Raw genomic sequence first — 11,960 nt, forward strand, 5'->3', positions numbered from 1 at the left:
CATGACGGACCCGGCAACCAATCCCCGAGTCGGCAAGGCGCTCGGCGGGGAGCCCACGGCAGTCGGCAGCACCACCGCCGACCCCGCCGTCGACTCCCAGCGCGCGACGACCCCGGCGCCGGGCACCGGCTCGGCAGGCGCTCCCGTCAGCCCGGTGAGCGGCGGCAGCCGCCCGGCCGGCGAGTCGGCCCCCCTCCTCCCGCGCGACGAGGCCGACAAGCTCGAACTGCGGCTCCAGCACGCCCTGTCGGGGTTCGTCGACAAGCCCCGCGCCGCCGTGGAGGAGGCCGAGCAGGTGGTCGAGGAGGTCACCGGACGGGTCACCGAGGCGCTCAACCAGCGGCGGCGGACCCTGCGCGGCAGCTGGCAGGGAGGCGACGCCAAGGGCGCCTCCAACGCCGACACCGAGCAGCTCCGGCTCGCCCTGCGGGACTACCGCGCCCTCGCGGACCGTCTGCTACACCTCTGACCCGCTCTCGCCCCGCCAACGCCGTACGACGTCCTCGACGTCGTACGGCTTCATTCCGAGCGGCGGTCCCGGTGGCGGCTTGAACATCATGTCGCGGATTTTCACGTTGACATCAGTGATGATCTTCCGGACCAGCCGCTCGGTCGGCGCGCGCAGCGCCGCCTCCAGCGCGTCCTCCGCCTCCTTGCGCAAGGCCAGCGTCGGCGGGAGGACCGACAGGCCCTCGCGGGCCATCTTCTGCTTGACCCACCACAGTTCGTCGTACGTGGTGTCCGTCCCGGGCGGCAACGGCCTCCCCGCGCCCGGCAGATGGGAGAAGTCCCCGCGCCGCTCCGCGTCACGGATCTGCTTGTCCACCCAGGACTCGAACGGGACGCCCGGTGGCTTTCGCTCGGTCATGAGTCCATTGTGCCGGACACGCCGGACACGGTCCGGCCGGGCGATTTATCATGCGGCGGCTGAGGAGGAACTCTTCAGCCGCTGTGCAGGAACACTTCAAGGGGAGCGCACGTGCTCGAACTCACCATGGCCGCCGTCACCTCGGCGGAGGAGGGTGCCACGGCCGGCATGCTCATGGCCGACGCACCGAGCGAGCCGGGCGCCGTGCTCCGTGTGGGCCGGGACAAGTCCGTGTGCCGGCTGGTGACGCCCGACGACTGGCTGTTCGTCTCCCGCGTCCACCTGGAGTTCCTGTGCGGCCCCGACGGCACCTGGCAGGTGACCTGGCTGCGGGGGTCGCAGCCGGACCCGTCCTCCGAGGTGCGGCTCACGGTCGGCCAGCAGGTGCACCCCCTCGTCTACGGCGGTACCGTCCCGCTCCCGAGGGGCGGCAGCGGCGAGATCGTCGTCCACGACCGCACCGCGCCCCGCAGCGTCAACGTCGGCTTCTACCACGAGGTCTGAGGGTCACCGGGCCTGAGGATCACGGGGTCCGAGGAGCCGGCGCCCCCCGAAGGCCTCACAGCACCCGCGCCAGCGCGAACCCGTCGTACCCCTTGCTCCCCACCGTCTGGATCGCCGTCCCGCTCAGTCGCGGGTGGCTGCCGATCAGTTCGATCGCTCCCCGCGTCCCGCGCACGTCCTCCGCCGTGCTGGACGCGTCGGCGACCCGTCCGCCGCGCACCACGTTGTCCACGACGATCAGGCTTCCCGCGCTGGTCAGCTTGAGCGCCCACTCCACGTAGTGGACGTTGTTCGCCTTGTCCGCGTCGATGAAGACCAGGTCGAAGGGGGCCGGGTTCTCGTCGGCGAGGTGGGGGAGGGACTCCAGGGCGGGGCCGACGCGGACGTCGACGAGCTTGTCCAGGCCGGCCCGGGCGATGTTCCGCGAGGCGACCTCGGCGTGCTTCGGGCTGTACTCCAGGGAGATCAGACGCCCGTCGGCGGGCAGGGCGCGGGCCAGCCAGATGGTGCTGTAGCCGCCCAGTGTGCCGATCTCCAGGATGTTCCGCGCGCCCTGGATCTGGGCGAGGAGGTGGAGGAGTTTGCCCTGCGGGGCCGTCACCGCGACCTGCGGGAGGTCGGCCGCCTCGCTGTCGCGCAGGGCCGCCCGGAGCGCTTCGTCGTCCGGCGAGAGGTGGGTGGTGAAGTAGTCGTCCACGGCGTCCCAGAGCTGCGACTCGCTCATGTCCCTGTGCCTTTCATATGGCTAGTTAGAGCGGCTAAGTAGCGTTGCTAAGGAATATAGTCGCCCACCGGCCGCCGCGACCGGCGGACGAGGAACGTCGACACGGCCGTGACGCCCACCGCCAGAGTGCCCCCGATCGTCAGCAGCCACGCGGGGAGCCCGGCCCACTCGCGCAGCCGGTCCTCGTAGATCACCTGCTGGAAGGTCTCGTCCGTCGACGCCCGGCGCAGCTCGTGGTCGCCGGTGATCGAGCGCGGGCGGGGGAACTCCTGGCCGATGGCCGTCAGGTACGGCGTCCCGCCCGCCGCCAGCTCCGTCAGCGGGCCGGAGGTCGCGTTCACCCGCCCGGCGTAGGTCACCCGGGGGCGTGCGCCGCCGATCCGGGAGGCCGGTTCCATCCGGTGCGCGGCGAGGACGTACAGGCCGAGGGACTGCGGGGTCTCGGCCAGGCCGGACAGGCGCATCGGGTACACCGGGCCGGTCGAGGCGAAGGTGACGTGCAGCGGGTCCAGCGCCCCCGTCAGGCGGTCCCCGGCGCTCTCGGGGGTCAGGCGCACGGCCACGTACTCCCAGTGGCGGTCCACATAGGGGCGCAGCGCTGCCGCCATGCGGGGCGGGAGGGTGAAGCCGTTGGTGTCCAGCCAGCCGTCCAGGGCCTCCGGATCGGTGGCGGTCAGACGGGCCACGTCGAAGGGGCCGAGCCGCTGGCGGCCGACCACGCCGACGGGGTGCCGGTGCCGGGCGCCCGGGGGCGGGCCGTGCCGGTGGCGGCGGTCGCCGGTGGTCAGGGGCCAGTCGTCGTCGTGGGGCCAGAAGTGGTGCCGTACCCGTGTCACCGGGGCGGTGACCGAGTGCAGCGCCTCGAACAGCTCCGGATCGCCGAGCCGTACCGTCGCCCGGTTCGGCACCGGCATGATCCAGGCGGCGCGCTCCGCGTCCCCGGCGAGGGTCATCCGCAGCACGATCTGCTCCCGCCGCCCGTCCCACCGGACGAGCGCCTCCTCCCGCTGGACGGCCACCCGCTGCCCAGGACCGGGAAGCACAGCCGCGCAGGCCGCCGAACCGACCTGAGTGACCAGCAGCGCGAAGGCGACGGCGCCCACCCGCAGCCGCAGGAACCCCACCTCAGAAGCCTTCCGCCGATCGCCGCCAGGTGTCAGACGGTACGCAACCGAACACAGCTGCGGGACACGGGTCCGTTATGTGATCCATTTCCCTCTCGCAGAGGCGGCGGAATCCACACGGGACTATCGTCATCCGGACAAAAGGAGAGCGGACGTCAGGTGAATCGGGGGTTGCCTGCGTCTCTCCCGGGGGTGGTGCGTGCCCCCATAGGGTTCGTATCGGGATGATCTCGTACGGATGCCGTGCGGGACGGACGGGGCGGGAGGCCGACGAGGCGTGGCGAATGCGGAGCACAGCGGGCGACCGGCGGATGCTTTCGGAGCGACGGCCGTCGGTGAGGCCGGGGCGCGCCTGCGCGTGGCCCGCGTCGGGCTGTGGCTGGTCGCCGCGGTCCTCGCCGTACGGCAGGTGGCCGTCGTCCTCAGCACTCCGCGCGGGGAGCGGCTGACCGCCCTGGAGACCTGGGTCGGCGAGAACGGCGTCCTGCACGTCAACGGGTCGCTCTACGACTCCACGAAGTTCACCGGCACCCCCTTCGGCGGGCTCGCCCTCAAGCCGCTCACCAAGTCCGCCGAGCAGGCGCTCGGCTGGGGCTGGACCTTCGGCACCCTGCTCCTGGTCGTCGCCCTGGGACTCGTAGCCGCGCGGGCGCTGCCGCAGCCGGTCAGCCGGCGCACCTCCCTGTTCGCCGCTCCCGTCGCCGTCAGCCTGCTGATGCTGTCGCTGCCGGTGCGCAACAGCTTCTGGCTCGGGCAGACCAGCATCATCCCGGTGCTGCTCGTCCTCCTCGGTTGCTTCGCCGCCCGTGGGCAACGGGCCGGCGGGGTGCTCATCGGTGTCGCGGGAGCGCTCCAACCGACCCTGCTGTTGTTCGCGCCCCTGCTGTGGTTCACCGGACGCAAGCGGGCCGCCGTCGCCACCGGCGCCACGTTCGCCGGGGCCACCGCGCTGGCCTGGGCGGCGATGCCGCAGGACTCGTACACCTACTGGGTGCACCACATGGCCGGGACCGGGCTCGGCGGGCGGGCCGACGATCTCGCCAACCAGTCCCTGCACGGCGCCCTGCTGCGGCTCGGCCCGGGCGGGCCGCTGGAGATCGGGCTGTTCCTCGCCCTCGCCGCCGGTGTCGCCGTGCTCGGCGTGCGCCGGGCCGTGCGCTACGCCCGCGACGGGCAGCTGCTCCTCGCCGTCGCCATCACCGGCTGCGCCGCCATCGTCGCCTCGCCCACCGCCTGGCAGCACCAGTTGCTGTGGGTGCTGCTCGCGGTAGTGGGCCGGGTCGGGAAGAAGGCCTCCGACCGGTATCTGTGGCCGGTCGCCGTCGTGCTCGTCATGACCCTCCCGGCGAAGATGATCCTGCCGAACATGGCGACCCTCTATCCGCTGCGTGACAACGTCGTCCTGATCGCCGCCCTGGCCGCCGCCACCTTCGTGCCGTTCCTGTCGCGGACCTCGCCGTACTACCGGACACCGATCCCGACGAACTACGCCGACCCGGTCCCGACCCGGTTCAAGCACATCCCGCTGGTGCCCTTCCTGCGCCGGGTGCTCTCCCGTCCGAACCTGCTGCTGGAGCTGCTGCTGATCCGGGTCACCTACGCCGCCTACGCCAAGGTGCGGCTCGCCGCGACCGGGGGCAGCAACTCGGCGGGGCGGGAGCGGGCCGAGGAGCACGGGCAGCAGATCCTCGACCTGGAACGCTTCCTGCACATCGACGTCGAGCACGCGCTCAACCACGCCGTGGTGAAGGCCGACGTCCTGCGGAACTTCTTCGACTTCTACTACACCTCCTTCCACTTCGTGGTCCCGCTGACCGTTCTCGGCCTGCTGTACTGGCGCCGCCCGGTCGACTACCGCTGGGCCCGTTCCGCCCTCGGTTTCGCCACCCTGTTCGCCCTGGTCGGCTTCTGGCTGTACCCGCTGGCCCCGCCGCGCCTGATGCCGGGTCTCGGGATCATCGACACCGTGCACGGGGTGCAGGACTTCACCAAGCCGGACTACGGCACGCTCACCGCGCTGACCAACCAGTACGCGGCGATGCCGTCGCTGCACTTCGGCTGGTCCCTGTGGTGCGGGCTGGTCATCGCGATCGTCGCGCCGAGGATGTGGATGAAGGCCCTCGGCCTGCTGCACCCCTTCCTCACGCTCACCGCGATCGTCGTCACCGGCAACCACTGGATCCTGGACGCGGTCGGCGGCGCGGCCGTCGTCGGTGCCGGGTTCGGGCTGACGTACCTGCTCCAGGGCCCGCGCGCCCGGATGGTCGGCCGGGCCGCCGTCAGCAGCGAGCCGCTGAAGGACCGTACTCCGAGCTGATCCGGCACTCGCCGGGCGCGGTCATCGGTCCAGGCTGACCTGGAGGTGTTTCACGCCGTTGATCCAGGCGGACCGCAAGCGGTCGGGGTCGCCGGTGAGGCGCAGGTCGGGCATGGTGTCGGCGATGGCGTTGAAGATCAGGTCGATCTCCAGGACCGCCAGGGACTTGCCCAGGCAGTAGTGCGGGCCCCCGCCGCCGAAGCCGAGGTGCGGGTTGGGGTCGCGGGTGATGTCGAAGACGTCCGGGTTCCCGAAGACCTCGGGGTCGTGGTTGGCGGCCGCGTAGAACAGGCCCACCCGGTCGCCCTTCTTGATCAGCTTGCCCCCCAGCTCCACGTCCTGGGTCGCGGTGCGCTGGAAGGAGTTGACCGGGGTCGCCCAGCGGACGATCTCCTCGGCGGCCGTCTCGGGCCGCTCCCTCTTGTACCGCTCCCACTGCTCGGGGTGGGTGAGGAAGGCGTGCATGCCGTGGGTGATGGCGTTGCGGGTGGTCTCGTTGCCCGCGACGGCCAGCATCAGCACGAAGAAGCCGAACTCGTCGGAGCCGAGGTTGCCCTCGTCCTCCGCCGCCACCAGCGCGGTGACGATGTCCTTCGCCGGGCACTGCTTGCGGTCGGCGGCCATGTTCATCGCGTAGGCGATGAGTTCGGTGGCCGACTCCTGGCCGACCTCCTCGGTGATCGCGTACTCGGGATCGTCGTAGGAGATCATCTTGTTGGACCAGTCGAAGATCTTGGCCCGGTCGTCCTGCGGGATGCCGATCAGCTCGGCGATGGCCTGGAGCGGCAGTTCGCAGGCGACGGACGTGACGAAGTCGAAGGGGCCGGGGTGGGCGCGGGCCTCGGCGGTGATCGCGGCCGCCCGGTCGCGCAGCCGCTCCTCCAGCGCCCGTATCGCGCGCGGGGTGAAGATGCGCTGCACGATCGCCCGGACCCGGGTGTGCTCGGGCGGGTCCATGTTCAGCAGGATCAGGCGCTGGGCGTCGATCGCGTCCCGCTCGATGTGCTCGTTGAAGCGGATGATCGCGGTGTTGACCCAGGAGGAGAAGAGTTCCGGGTGCGTGGAGACGTACTTGACGTCCGCGTGCCGGGTGACGGCCCAGTACCCCTCGTCCTGGAAGCCGGCCACGTTGCCGCTCTGCGGGATCCAGCGCACCGGCTCGGCCCGGCGCAGGTCGGCGTACTCGGCGAAGGGCACGCGGTGTCGGAGGAGGTCGGGGTCGGTGAAGTCGAACCCGTCGGGAAGCGCTGGACAGGGCATGGGCAGCTCCAGCCATGGCTGATCTGACGGACCATCAGTTATCGCGCAAAGTAAAGGCGGGCGGCGAAGACTGCAAGACCCTTGCGGTGATGGGCGTCACATCAGCAGACTGCTCGGTAACTAGAACGCGTACTAGTTGTGCGTGCGCCTTGTCAGGTCTGTCAGGTCTGCTGGCCTCTGGACGAGAGGACCGCCCCCCATGGCCGCCGAACCCGTGATCGTCGAAGCCGTCCGTACCCCGATCGGCAAGCGCGGCGGCGCGCTCGCCAATCTGCACCCCGCCTATCTGCTGGGCGAGACCTACCGTGAACTGCTCGGCCGCACCGGCATCCCCGCCGACTGCGTCGAGCAGATCGTCGGCGGCACCGTCACCCACGCCGGCGAACAGTCCATGAACCCGGCCCGCACGGCCTGGCTGACCATGGGCCTGCCCTACGAGACGGCGGCCACGACCGTCGACTGCCAGTGCGGTTCCTCGCAGCAGGCCTCGCACATGACCGCGAACATGATCGCGGCGGGGGTCATCGACGTCGGGATCAGCTGTGGCGTGGAGGCGATGTCCCGGGTGCCGCTGGGGTCGGGATCCAAGCACGGCCCGGGCAAGCCGTTCCCGGACGAGTGGAACGTGGACCTGCCCAACCAGTTCGAGGCGGCGGAACGGATCGCACGGCACCGGGGGTTGACCCGGGAGAACGTCGACTCCCTCGGCCTCGTCTCACAGGAGCGGGCCGCCGTCGCCTGGGCCGAGGAGCGGTTCAAGCGCGAGACGTTCGCCGTGCAGGTGCCGACCACCGAGGACGAGCAGCGGGCGGGCCAGGGCATGTGGCGGCTCGTGGACCGGGACGAGGGGCTGCGCGACACGTCCATGGAGGCGCTGGCGAGGCTGAAGCCGGTCATGCCCACGGCCGTGCACACGGCGGGCAACTCGTCCCAGATCAGCGACGGGGCGGCGGCCATCATGTGGGCCTCGAAGCGGATGGCGCGGGCGCTGAAGCTGCGGCCCCGGGCGCGGATCGTGGCGCAGGCACTGGTGGGCTCCGACCCGCACTTCCACCTCGACGGGCCGATCGACGCGACCAAGGCGGTGCTGGGCAAGGCCGGGATGTCCCTGAAGGACATCGACCTGGTCGAGATCAACGAGGCCTTCGCCTCGGTGGTGTTGAGCTGGGCCCAGGTCTTCGAGCAGAGCCTGGAGAAGGTCAACGTCAACGGCGGTGGTATCGCGCTCGGGCACCCGGTGGGGGCCACCGGGGCCCGGCTCATCACGACGGCGCTGCACGAACTGGAGCGCGCGGACAAGGAGTTCGCGCTGGTGACCATGTGCGCCGGGGGCGGACTGGCCACCGGCACGATCATTCAGCGGTTGTAGTCGACGTCCAGTTGACGAAGGTGGTGAAGGCGGCGGGGTCGAGGGTGAGGATCGGTCCCGCCGGGGTCTTGGAGTCGCGGACGGCGACGGCGCCTGCGCCTTCGGCGATCTCGACGCAATCGCCGCCCTGGTCACCGCTGTAGCTCGACTTACGCCAGTTGCTCTCCATAGCGGTCCTCCATAACGCGCCGGATCAGCTCCGCCGAGTCCTTGAGGGAGAGCGCGGCGGCTTGAAGATGATCGTAACGGAGTGAGCAGTCCCTGACGGTGTCCGGGCTGGCGGTCGGATGCCCACTGCCGTAACCCTCGGTGTAGACGATGGTCGGATCGCTGGGGAAGCGGTAGACGTTGAACGAGCCTTGCAGTCCCGCGTGAGCGCCCGCCGTGAACGGCAGCACCTGGATGTTGATCCGCGGATTGTTCTCGAATGAGACCAGGTGCGCGAGCTGGTCCCGCATGACCTCGGGGCTGCCGACCTGCTGGTGCAGCGCGGCCTCGCTGAGGATCATCCAGAGGACCGGCGGCTCCTCCTTCTCGAAGATGCGCTGGCGAGCCAGTCGTACCGTGGTGCGGTCGTCGAGGTTGGTCTCGTCGAGCACGCCGAGCACCGCACGGACGTAACCCTTGGTCTGGAGCAGACCGTGGATCATGTGGGTCTGGAAGGTGCAGATCTCCGTCGCCCGCGCTTCCAGCTCGGCCACCTGCTGGAACCATGCCGGTAGTTGACTGCGCATCACCAGCGCGACCAAGCGGGACAGTAAACCGCCGGTGTCCAGTGCCGCGTCCGCGCGTTGGCTGAACTCGACGGTCGGGAGCTTGCGGGCGGTCTCGATCTGCCCCACGAGGGAGCCGGTGTAGTTGAGGACGTCGCCCAACTGGCGCTGAGTGAGGCCGGCGGCCTCGCGGTACCGGCGGAGTTCGAAGCCGTAGTAGTCGAGAGGCGAGGCTCCCGGATCCAGCACGTTGATATTCGTCACGAACTGCCTCCACACACACTTGAACGCGTTGTGTTCGCCCCGTGGCAAACCGTAGTAGCGCGAGGTCAGGCTCGTACCGTGAACGAATACATTCCCCCCGGGTACTTCATGAGCATCACGGTCGGCGAGCACTCGGCCCGGCACATCCGCCGGATCGTCCGCTCACTGCTCACCGACTGGGAAGTGCCCGGACTGTATGACTCGGTCGCGCTCGGCGTGACCGAGTTGGTGGCGAACGTCGTACGCCATGTCCCGGACCGGCGCTGCCGGTTGCTGGTGCTGCGGCAGGAGGCGGGCGTACGGGTGGAGGTGGCGGACGGGTGCGCCGAGGTCCCGTGCATGGACAGTGGGTTGCCGCTGGACTCGGAGGGCGGCCGGGGGCTGGTGCTGCTCAGCGAGGTGGCCGACAAGTGGGGGGTCGACCGGCGGAGCGGGGGTGGGAAGACGGTGTGGTTCGAGTGCGGCGAGCGGTCGCCGTGATGAGGACGGCGAGCAGGTCGGCGAAGGCGAGGGCGCCCTCGGGGTCGTCGGCCCGGCGGGCGATGCGGCGGACGGGTCCGACCTGGTCGAGGGTGACGCCGGCGCGGGCCAGGACGTGGGTGAGGGTCAGGAAGGCGCTGCGGGCGTTGCCGTCGTCGAAGGGGTGGAAGAAGCAGACGTCGAGGTAGGCGCGGGCGGCACGGGCGGTGAGGGGGAGGTCGTCGGCCTCCGCTTCTTCGAGGCAGGCGTCGAGGCGGGCGGGGAGGTCCGCGCCGGTGCCGTAGCGCTCGCGGCCCGCCTTGGCGTAGGCGGGGTGGGTGCGGAAGGGGGCCTGGGGGGTGTTCAGGACCAGGCGCTGCCAGGAGCTGAGGAGTCGGAAGGTGAGGGGGGCGCCGGAGGCGGCGTCGGCGCGGGTGCGGCCGAGGGCGGCGAGGAGGGCGGCGGCGCGGCGGGGGTCTCGGGGGTGGTCGTGGGTGCGGATGTCGTGGACGGGGCCGTCGCGGAGGGGGGTGCCGGTGGGGAGTTCGGGGGTGCGGGCCTGGTGCCAGGGGACTTCGGAGCGGACGGTGAGCCAGGTGCGTAGATGGTCGGGGCGGGTTGAGCTCTGGTCGGGGCGGGTGGGCTCGGTCATTCGTCGAGGTAGGAGTGGAGGCGGGAGGAGGTGTAGGTGTAGCGGGGCTCGTGGGTCGTGCCCGGTGGCGCCAGGGCGGCGGCGAGGCGCTCGGACACCTGGTCCACCTCGGTGGTCTCCGGTGCGGTCCAGCTCTTGAAATCGCCGCCGATCGCCTCCTTGACGAGGGTCCAGGCGGTGTCCCGGTCGACGTTCCATCGGGTGAGGAACCAGGTCAGGACGTGCGCGGCGTGCGCGTACCAGGCGTCTCCCGAGCCGGTGCGGTCGAGGGAGTGCAGGATCAGCCGCTGGGTGGCGCGGTCCCAGATCTCGCGGCGGTCCTCGTCGGTCTCGGCGGTGTCGAGGGGGTAGCGGTCGAAACAGCGGGCGAGGAACTCCAGCCAGTCCCGCCACTCGCAGAGCGCTCTGGCGACTCGCTCCAGGGTTTCGTCGGGGGTGCTGATGGAGTGCAGGGAGCAGCACCAGGCGCCGACGGGTCCGCCGCCGAGATCACCCTCGTCGTGAGACCAGCGCCACCCGGTGGTCCAGGCCCCGTACCGCTCGACCAGGGCCTCGGTCATGGCCTTGGTCCACGCCCAGCCCTCGTCGTAGGACCACTTGCAGAGCTTGGCGTACTCGGCGGAGGCCTCGTCAGGGTGGGAGGTCTTCTTCCGCTCGGGCCGGACCGGAACGCGTGGGGCGGGCCCCAGACTCCGGACGACGGCGAGGGCTTCGGCACGGTCGAAGGGGTGCGTGGCGGGGTCGAGCTCGGGCCAGGTGAGGTCGTAGGGGTACGGCTCCAGGGACGTCATCGGACGGATGTTCCTTCGGCGGAGAGGCTGAACGCAACCGGATTCACCGGCCGAAAACAGTCCATGCCGTGTTCAGGGCGCGCGCCAACGTCCAAGTATTTGTGCGCACAGGTCAGGCCACGACTCCTTCGAGGTCTGACCCTGCGGGAAGGCGAGGCTCAAGCCCCGCCGTACAGGCACTGGACCTCGTTTTAGAGACGTAGTTCTAAGAAGTACATACCTAAAGACGAAACCGCACCCGTGCGGACACGGGTGCGGTTCTTCGTGCGTGACTGGCTTCGGCTCAGTACCAGCCGTTGGCCTGCCAGAAGTTCCAGGCGCCGCAGGGGCTGCCGTAGCGGTCCTTCATGTAGTCCACGCCCCACTCGATCTGGGTGGCGGCGTTGGTCTTCCAGTCGGAGCCGGCGGAGGACATCTTCGAGGCCGGGAGGGCCTGGACGAGACCGTAGGCACCGGAGGAGGCGTTGGTGGCGTTCACGTCCCAACCGCTCTCGTGCTCGACGATCTTGGAGAAGCACTGGTACTGGGCCGAGTCGCCGATCATCTTCTTGGCGGTCGCCTGAGCGGAGGCCCCGGTCGTGGCGGCCTGCGCGGGCGCCGCGGCGAAAATCGCACCGGCGGCGGCAGCAGCCACGGCGGTACCGGCGAGAGCCTTCTTCGGAGTGGCGATGCTGCGGATGAAGGAAGCGGCGGACAAGGCGGTGACCTTTCGTCGGGGACGTGGTGGTCGCGGTACGTCGGAACCACGCGGTGCGTGGCGGGGACATGCGGCGGCGCCGAGGCCCGGGGGGCTCGTCGGCGCCGTGCGACGTCATCCAGAGAAACAGGCCGGGGAGGCGTCCGCAATGACCGGTTTTGCTAGTTGTGGTCGTATGTGGGGTACACGCTTCTCGTGTGACGTGGCTCTCAATGTGC

The 11,960-nt window shown here is 70.4% G+C and carries 14 protein-coding genes; 5 read left to right on the plus strand and 9 right to left on the minus strand.

Annotation, left to right across the window (positions count from 1 at the left end):
• Window position 1 precedes the first annotated feature (1 nt).
• Window positions 2-469, plus strand: a complete 468-nt coding sequence (locus ACWDRW_RS07285) for a hypothetical protein (protein WP_451721240.1) — start codon at window positions 2-4, stop codon at window positions 467-469.
• Here ACWDRW_RS07285 and ACWDRW_RS07290 read toward each other — a convergent pair.
• Window positions 458-868 (minus strand): DnaJ family domain-containing protein, encoded by a 411-nt coding sequence (locus tag ACWDRW_RS07290; RefSeq protein WP_451721242.1) that lies wholly within the window; start codon window positions 866-868, stop codon window positions 458-460. The two genes, ACWDRW_RS07285 and ACWDRW_RS07290, sit on opposite strands and share 12 nt — an antisense overlap.
• A gap of 111 nt (window positions 869-979) precedes the next feature.
• Here ACWDRW_RS07290 and ACWDRW_RS07295 point away from each other — a divergent pair, with 111 nt between their 5' ends.
• Entirely contained in the window at window positions 980-1,372 is a 393-nt protein-coding gene (locus ACWDRW_RS07295; RefSeq protein WP_451721244.1) for an FHA domain-containing protein, read from the plus strand.
• 55 nt (window positions 1,373-1,427) lie between these two features.
• On the opposite strand, the gene ACWDRW_RS07300 is transcribed toward ACWDRW_RS07295, so the two are convergent.
• Window positions 1,428-2,096, minus strand: a complete 669-nt coding sequence (locus ACWDRW_RS07300; protein ID WP_451721246.1) for an O-methyltransferase — start codon at window positions 2,094-2,096, stop codon at window positions 1,428-1,430.
• 47 nt (window positions 2,097-2,143) lie between these two features.
• Window positions 2,144-3,220, minus strand: a complete 1,077-nt coding sequence (locus tag ACWDRW_RS07305) for a DUF2330 domain-containing protein (RefSeq protein ID WP_451721248.1) — start codon at window positions 3,218-3,220, stop codon at window positions 2,144-2,146.
• Window positions 3,221-3,497: 277 nt separating this feature from the next.
• Between ACWDRW_RS07305 and ACWDRW_RS07310 the strand changes: the two genes are divergently transcribed.
• A complete protein-coding gene (locus ACWDRW_RS07310; RefSeq protein WP_451721250.1) occupies window positions 3,498-5,537 on the plus strand; it encodes a bifunctional glycosyltransferase 87/phosphatase PAP2 family protein in 2,040 nt (679 codons plus the stop codon).
• A 21-nt stretch (window positions 5,538-5,558) separates the two neighbouring features.
• Here ACWDRW_RS07310 and ACWDRW_RS07315 read toward each other — a convergent pair whose 3' ends face one another.
• Window positions 5,559-6,797, minus strand: coding sequence for a cytochrome P450 (locus ACWDRW_RS07315; RefSeq protein WP_451721252.1), 1,239 nt, complete (start codon window positions 6,795-6,797; stop codon window positions 5,559-5,561).
• Between the two features lie 199 nt (window positions 6,798-6,996).
• Between ACWDRW_RS07315 and ACWDRW_RS07320 the strand changes: the two genes are divergently transcribed.
• Entirely contained in the window at window positions 6,997-8,166 is a 1,170-nt protein-coding gene (locus ACWDRW_RS07320; protein ID WP_451721254.1) for a steroid 3-ketoacyl-CoA thiolase, read from the plus strand.
• On the opposite strand, the gene ACWDRW_RS07325 is transcribed toward ACWDRW_RS07320, so the two are convergent.
• Entirely contained in the window at window positions 8,150-8,335 is a 186-nt protein-coding gene (locus tag ACWDRW_RS07325; protein ID WP_451721256.1) for a DUF397 domain-containing protein, read from the minus strand. The two genes, ACWDRW_RS07320 and ACWDRW_RS07325, sit on opposite strands and share 17 nt — an antisense overlap.
• On the minus strand, window positions 8,316-9,143 hold the full coding sequence (locus ACWDRW_RS07330) for a helix-turn-helix domain-containing protein (RefSeq protein WP_451721258.1): 828 nt from the start codon (window positions 9,141-9,143) through the stop codon (window positions 8,316-8,318). The genes ACWDRW_RS07325 and ACWDRW_RS07330 overlap by 20 nt, the downstream gene beginning before the upstream one ends.
• A 78-nt stretch (window positions 9,144-9,221) precedes the next feature.
• On the opposite strand from ACWDRW_RS07330, the gene ACWDRW_RS07335 reads away from it, so the two are divergent.
• Window positions 9,222-9,623: an ATP-binding protein gene (locus ACWDRW_RS07335; RefSeq protein WP_451721260.1), complete on the plus strand. Its 402-nt coding sequence runs from the start codon at window positions 9,222-9,224 to the stop codon at window positions 9,621-9,623.
• Here the strand turns inward: ACWDRW_RS07335 and ACWDRW_RS07340 are convergent.
• The 3 genes from ACWDRW_RS07340 to ACWDRW_RS07350 all read right to left on the minus strand — a co-directional run bounded on the left by ACWDRW_RS07340 (window position 9,535) and on the right by ACWDRW_RS07350 (window position 11,742).
• Window positions 9,535-10,254 carry a Fic family protein gene (locus ACWDRW_RS07340; protein WP_451721262.1) on the minus strand — a complete coding sequence of 240 codons (720 nt, stop codon included), beginning with the start codon at window positions 10,252-10,254 and terminating at the stop codon, window positions 9,535-9,537. The genes ACWDRW_RS07335 and ACWDRW_RS07340 overlap by 89 nt on opposite strands.
• A complete protein-coding gene (locus ACWDRW_RS07345) occupies window positions 10,251-11,045 on the minus strand; it encodes a hypothetical protein (protein WP_451721264.1) in 795 nt (264 codons plus the stop codon). The genes ACWDRW_RS07340 and ACWDRW_RS07345 overlap by 4 nt, the downstream gene beginning before the upstream one ends.
• A 283-nt stretch (window positions 11,046-11,328) precedes the next feature.
• Window positions 11,329-11,742 (minus strand): aggregation-promoting factor C-terminal-like domain-containing protein, encoded by a 414-nt coding sequence (locus ACWDRW_RS07350; protein ID WP_451721266.1) that lies wholly within the window; start codon window positions 11,740-11,742, stop codon window positions 11,329-11,331.
• Window positions 11,743-11,960 lie beyond the last annotated feature (218 nt).

The organism is Streptomyces sp. NPDC003635 (genome assembly GCF_053587635.1).

Excerpts from the sequence above, each read along its gene's own strand:
- ACWDRW_RS07285 (WP_451721240.1), top strand. The coding sequence starts at position 2 with ATGACGGACCCGGCAACCAATCCCCGAGTCGGCAAGGCGCTCGGCGGG.
- ACWDRW_RS07290 (WP_451721242.1), bottom strand. The coding sequence starts at position 868 with ATGACCGAGCGAAAGCCACCGGGCGTCCCGTTCGAGTCCTGGGTGGAC.
- ACWDRW_RS07300 (WP_451721246.1), bottom strand. The coding sequence starts at position 2,096 with ATGAGCGAGTCGCAGCTCTGGGACGCCGTGGACGACTACTTCACCACC.
- ACWDRW_RS07315 (WP_451721252.1), bottom strand. The coding sequence starts at position 6,797 with ATGCCCTGTCCAGCGCTTCCCGACGGGTTCGACTTCACCGACCCCGAC.
- ACWDRW_RS07320 (WP_451721254.1), top strand. The coding sequence starts at position 6,997 with ATGGCCGCCGAACCCGTGATCGTCGAAGCCGTCCGTACCCCGATCGGC.
- ACWDRW_RS07325 (WP_451721256.1), bottom strand. The coding sequence starts at position 8,335 with ATGGAGAGCAACTGGCGTAAGTCGAGCTACAGCGGTGACCAGGGCGGC.
- ACWDRW_RS07340 (WP_451721262.1), bottom strand. The coding sequence starts at position 10,254 with ATGACCGAGCCCACCCGCCCCGACCAGAGCTCAACCCGCCCCGACCAT.
- ACWDRW_RS07345 (WP_451721264.1), bottom strand. The coding sequence starts at position 11,045 with ATGACGTCCCTGGAGCCGTACCCCTACGACCTCACCTGGCCCGAGCTC.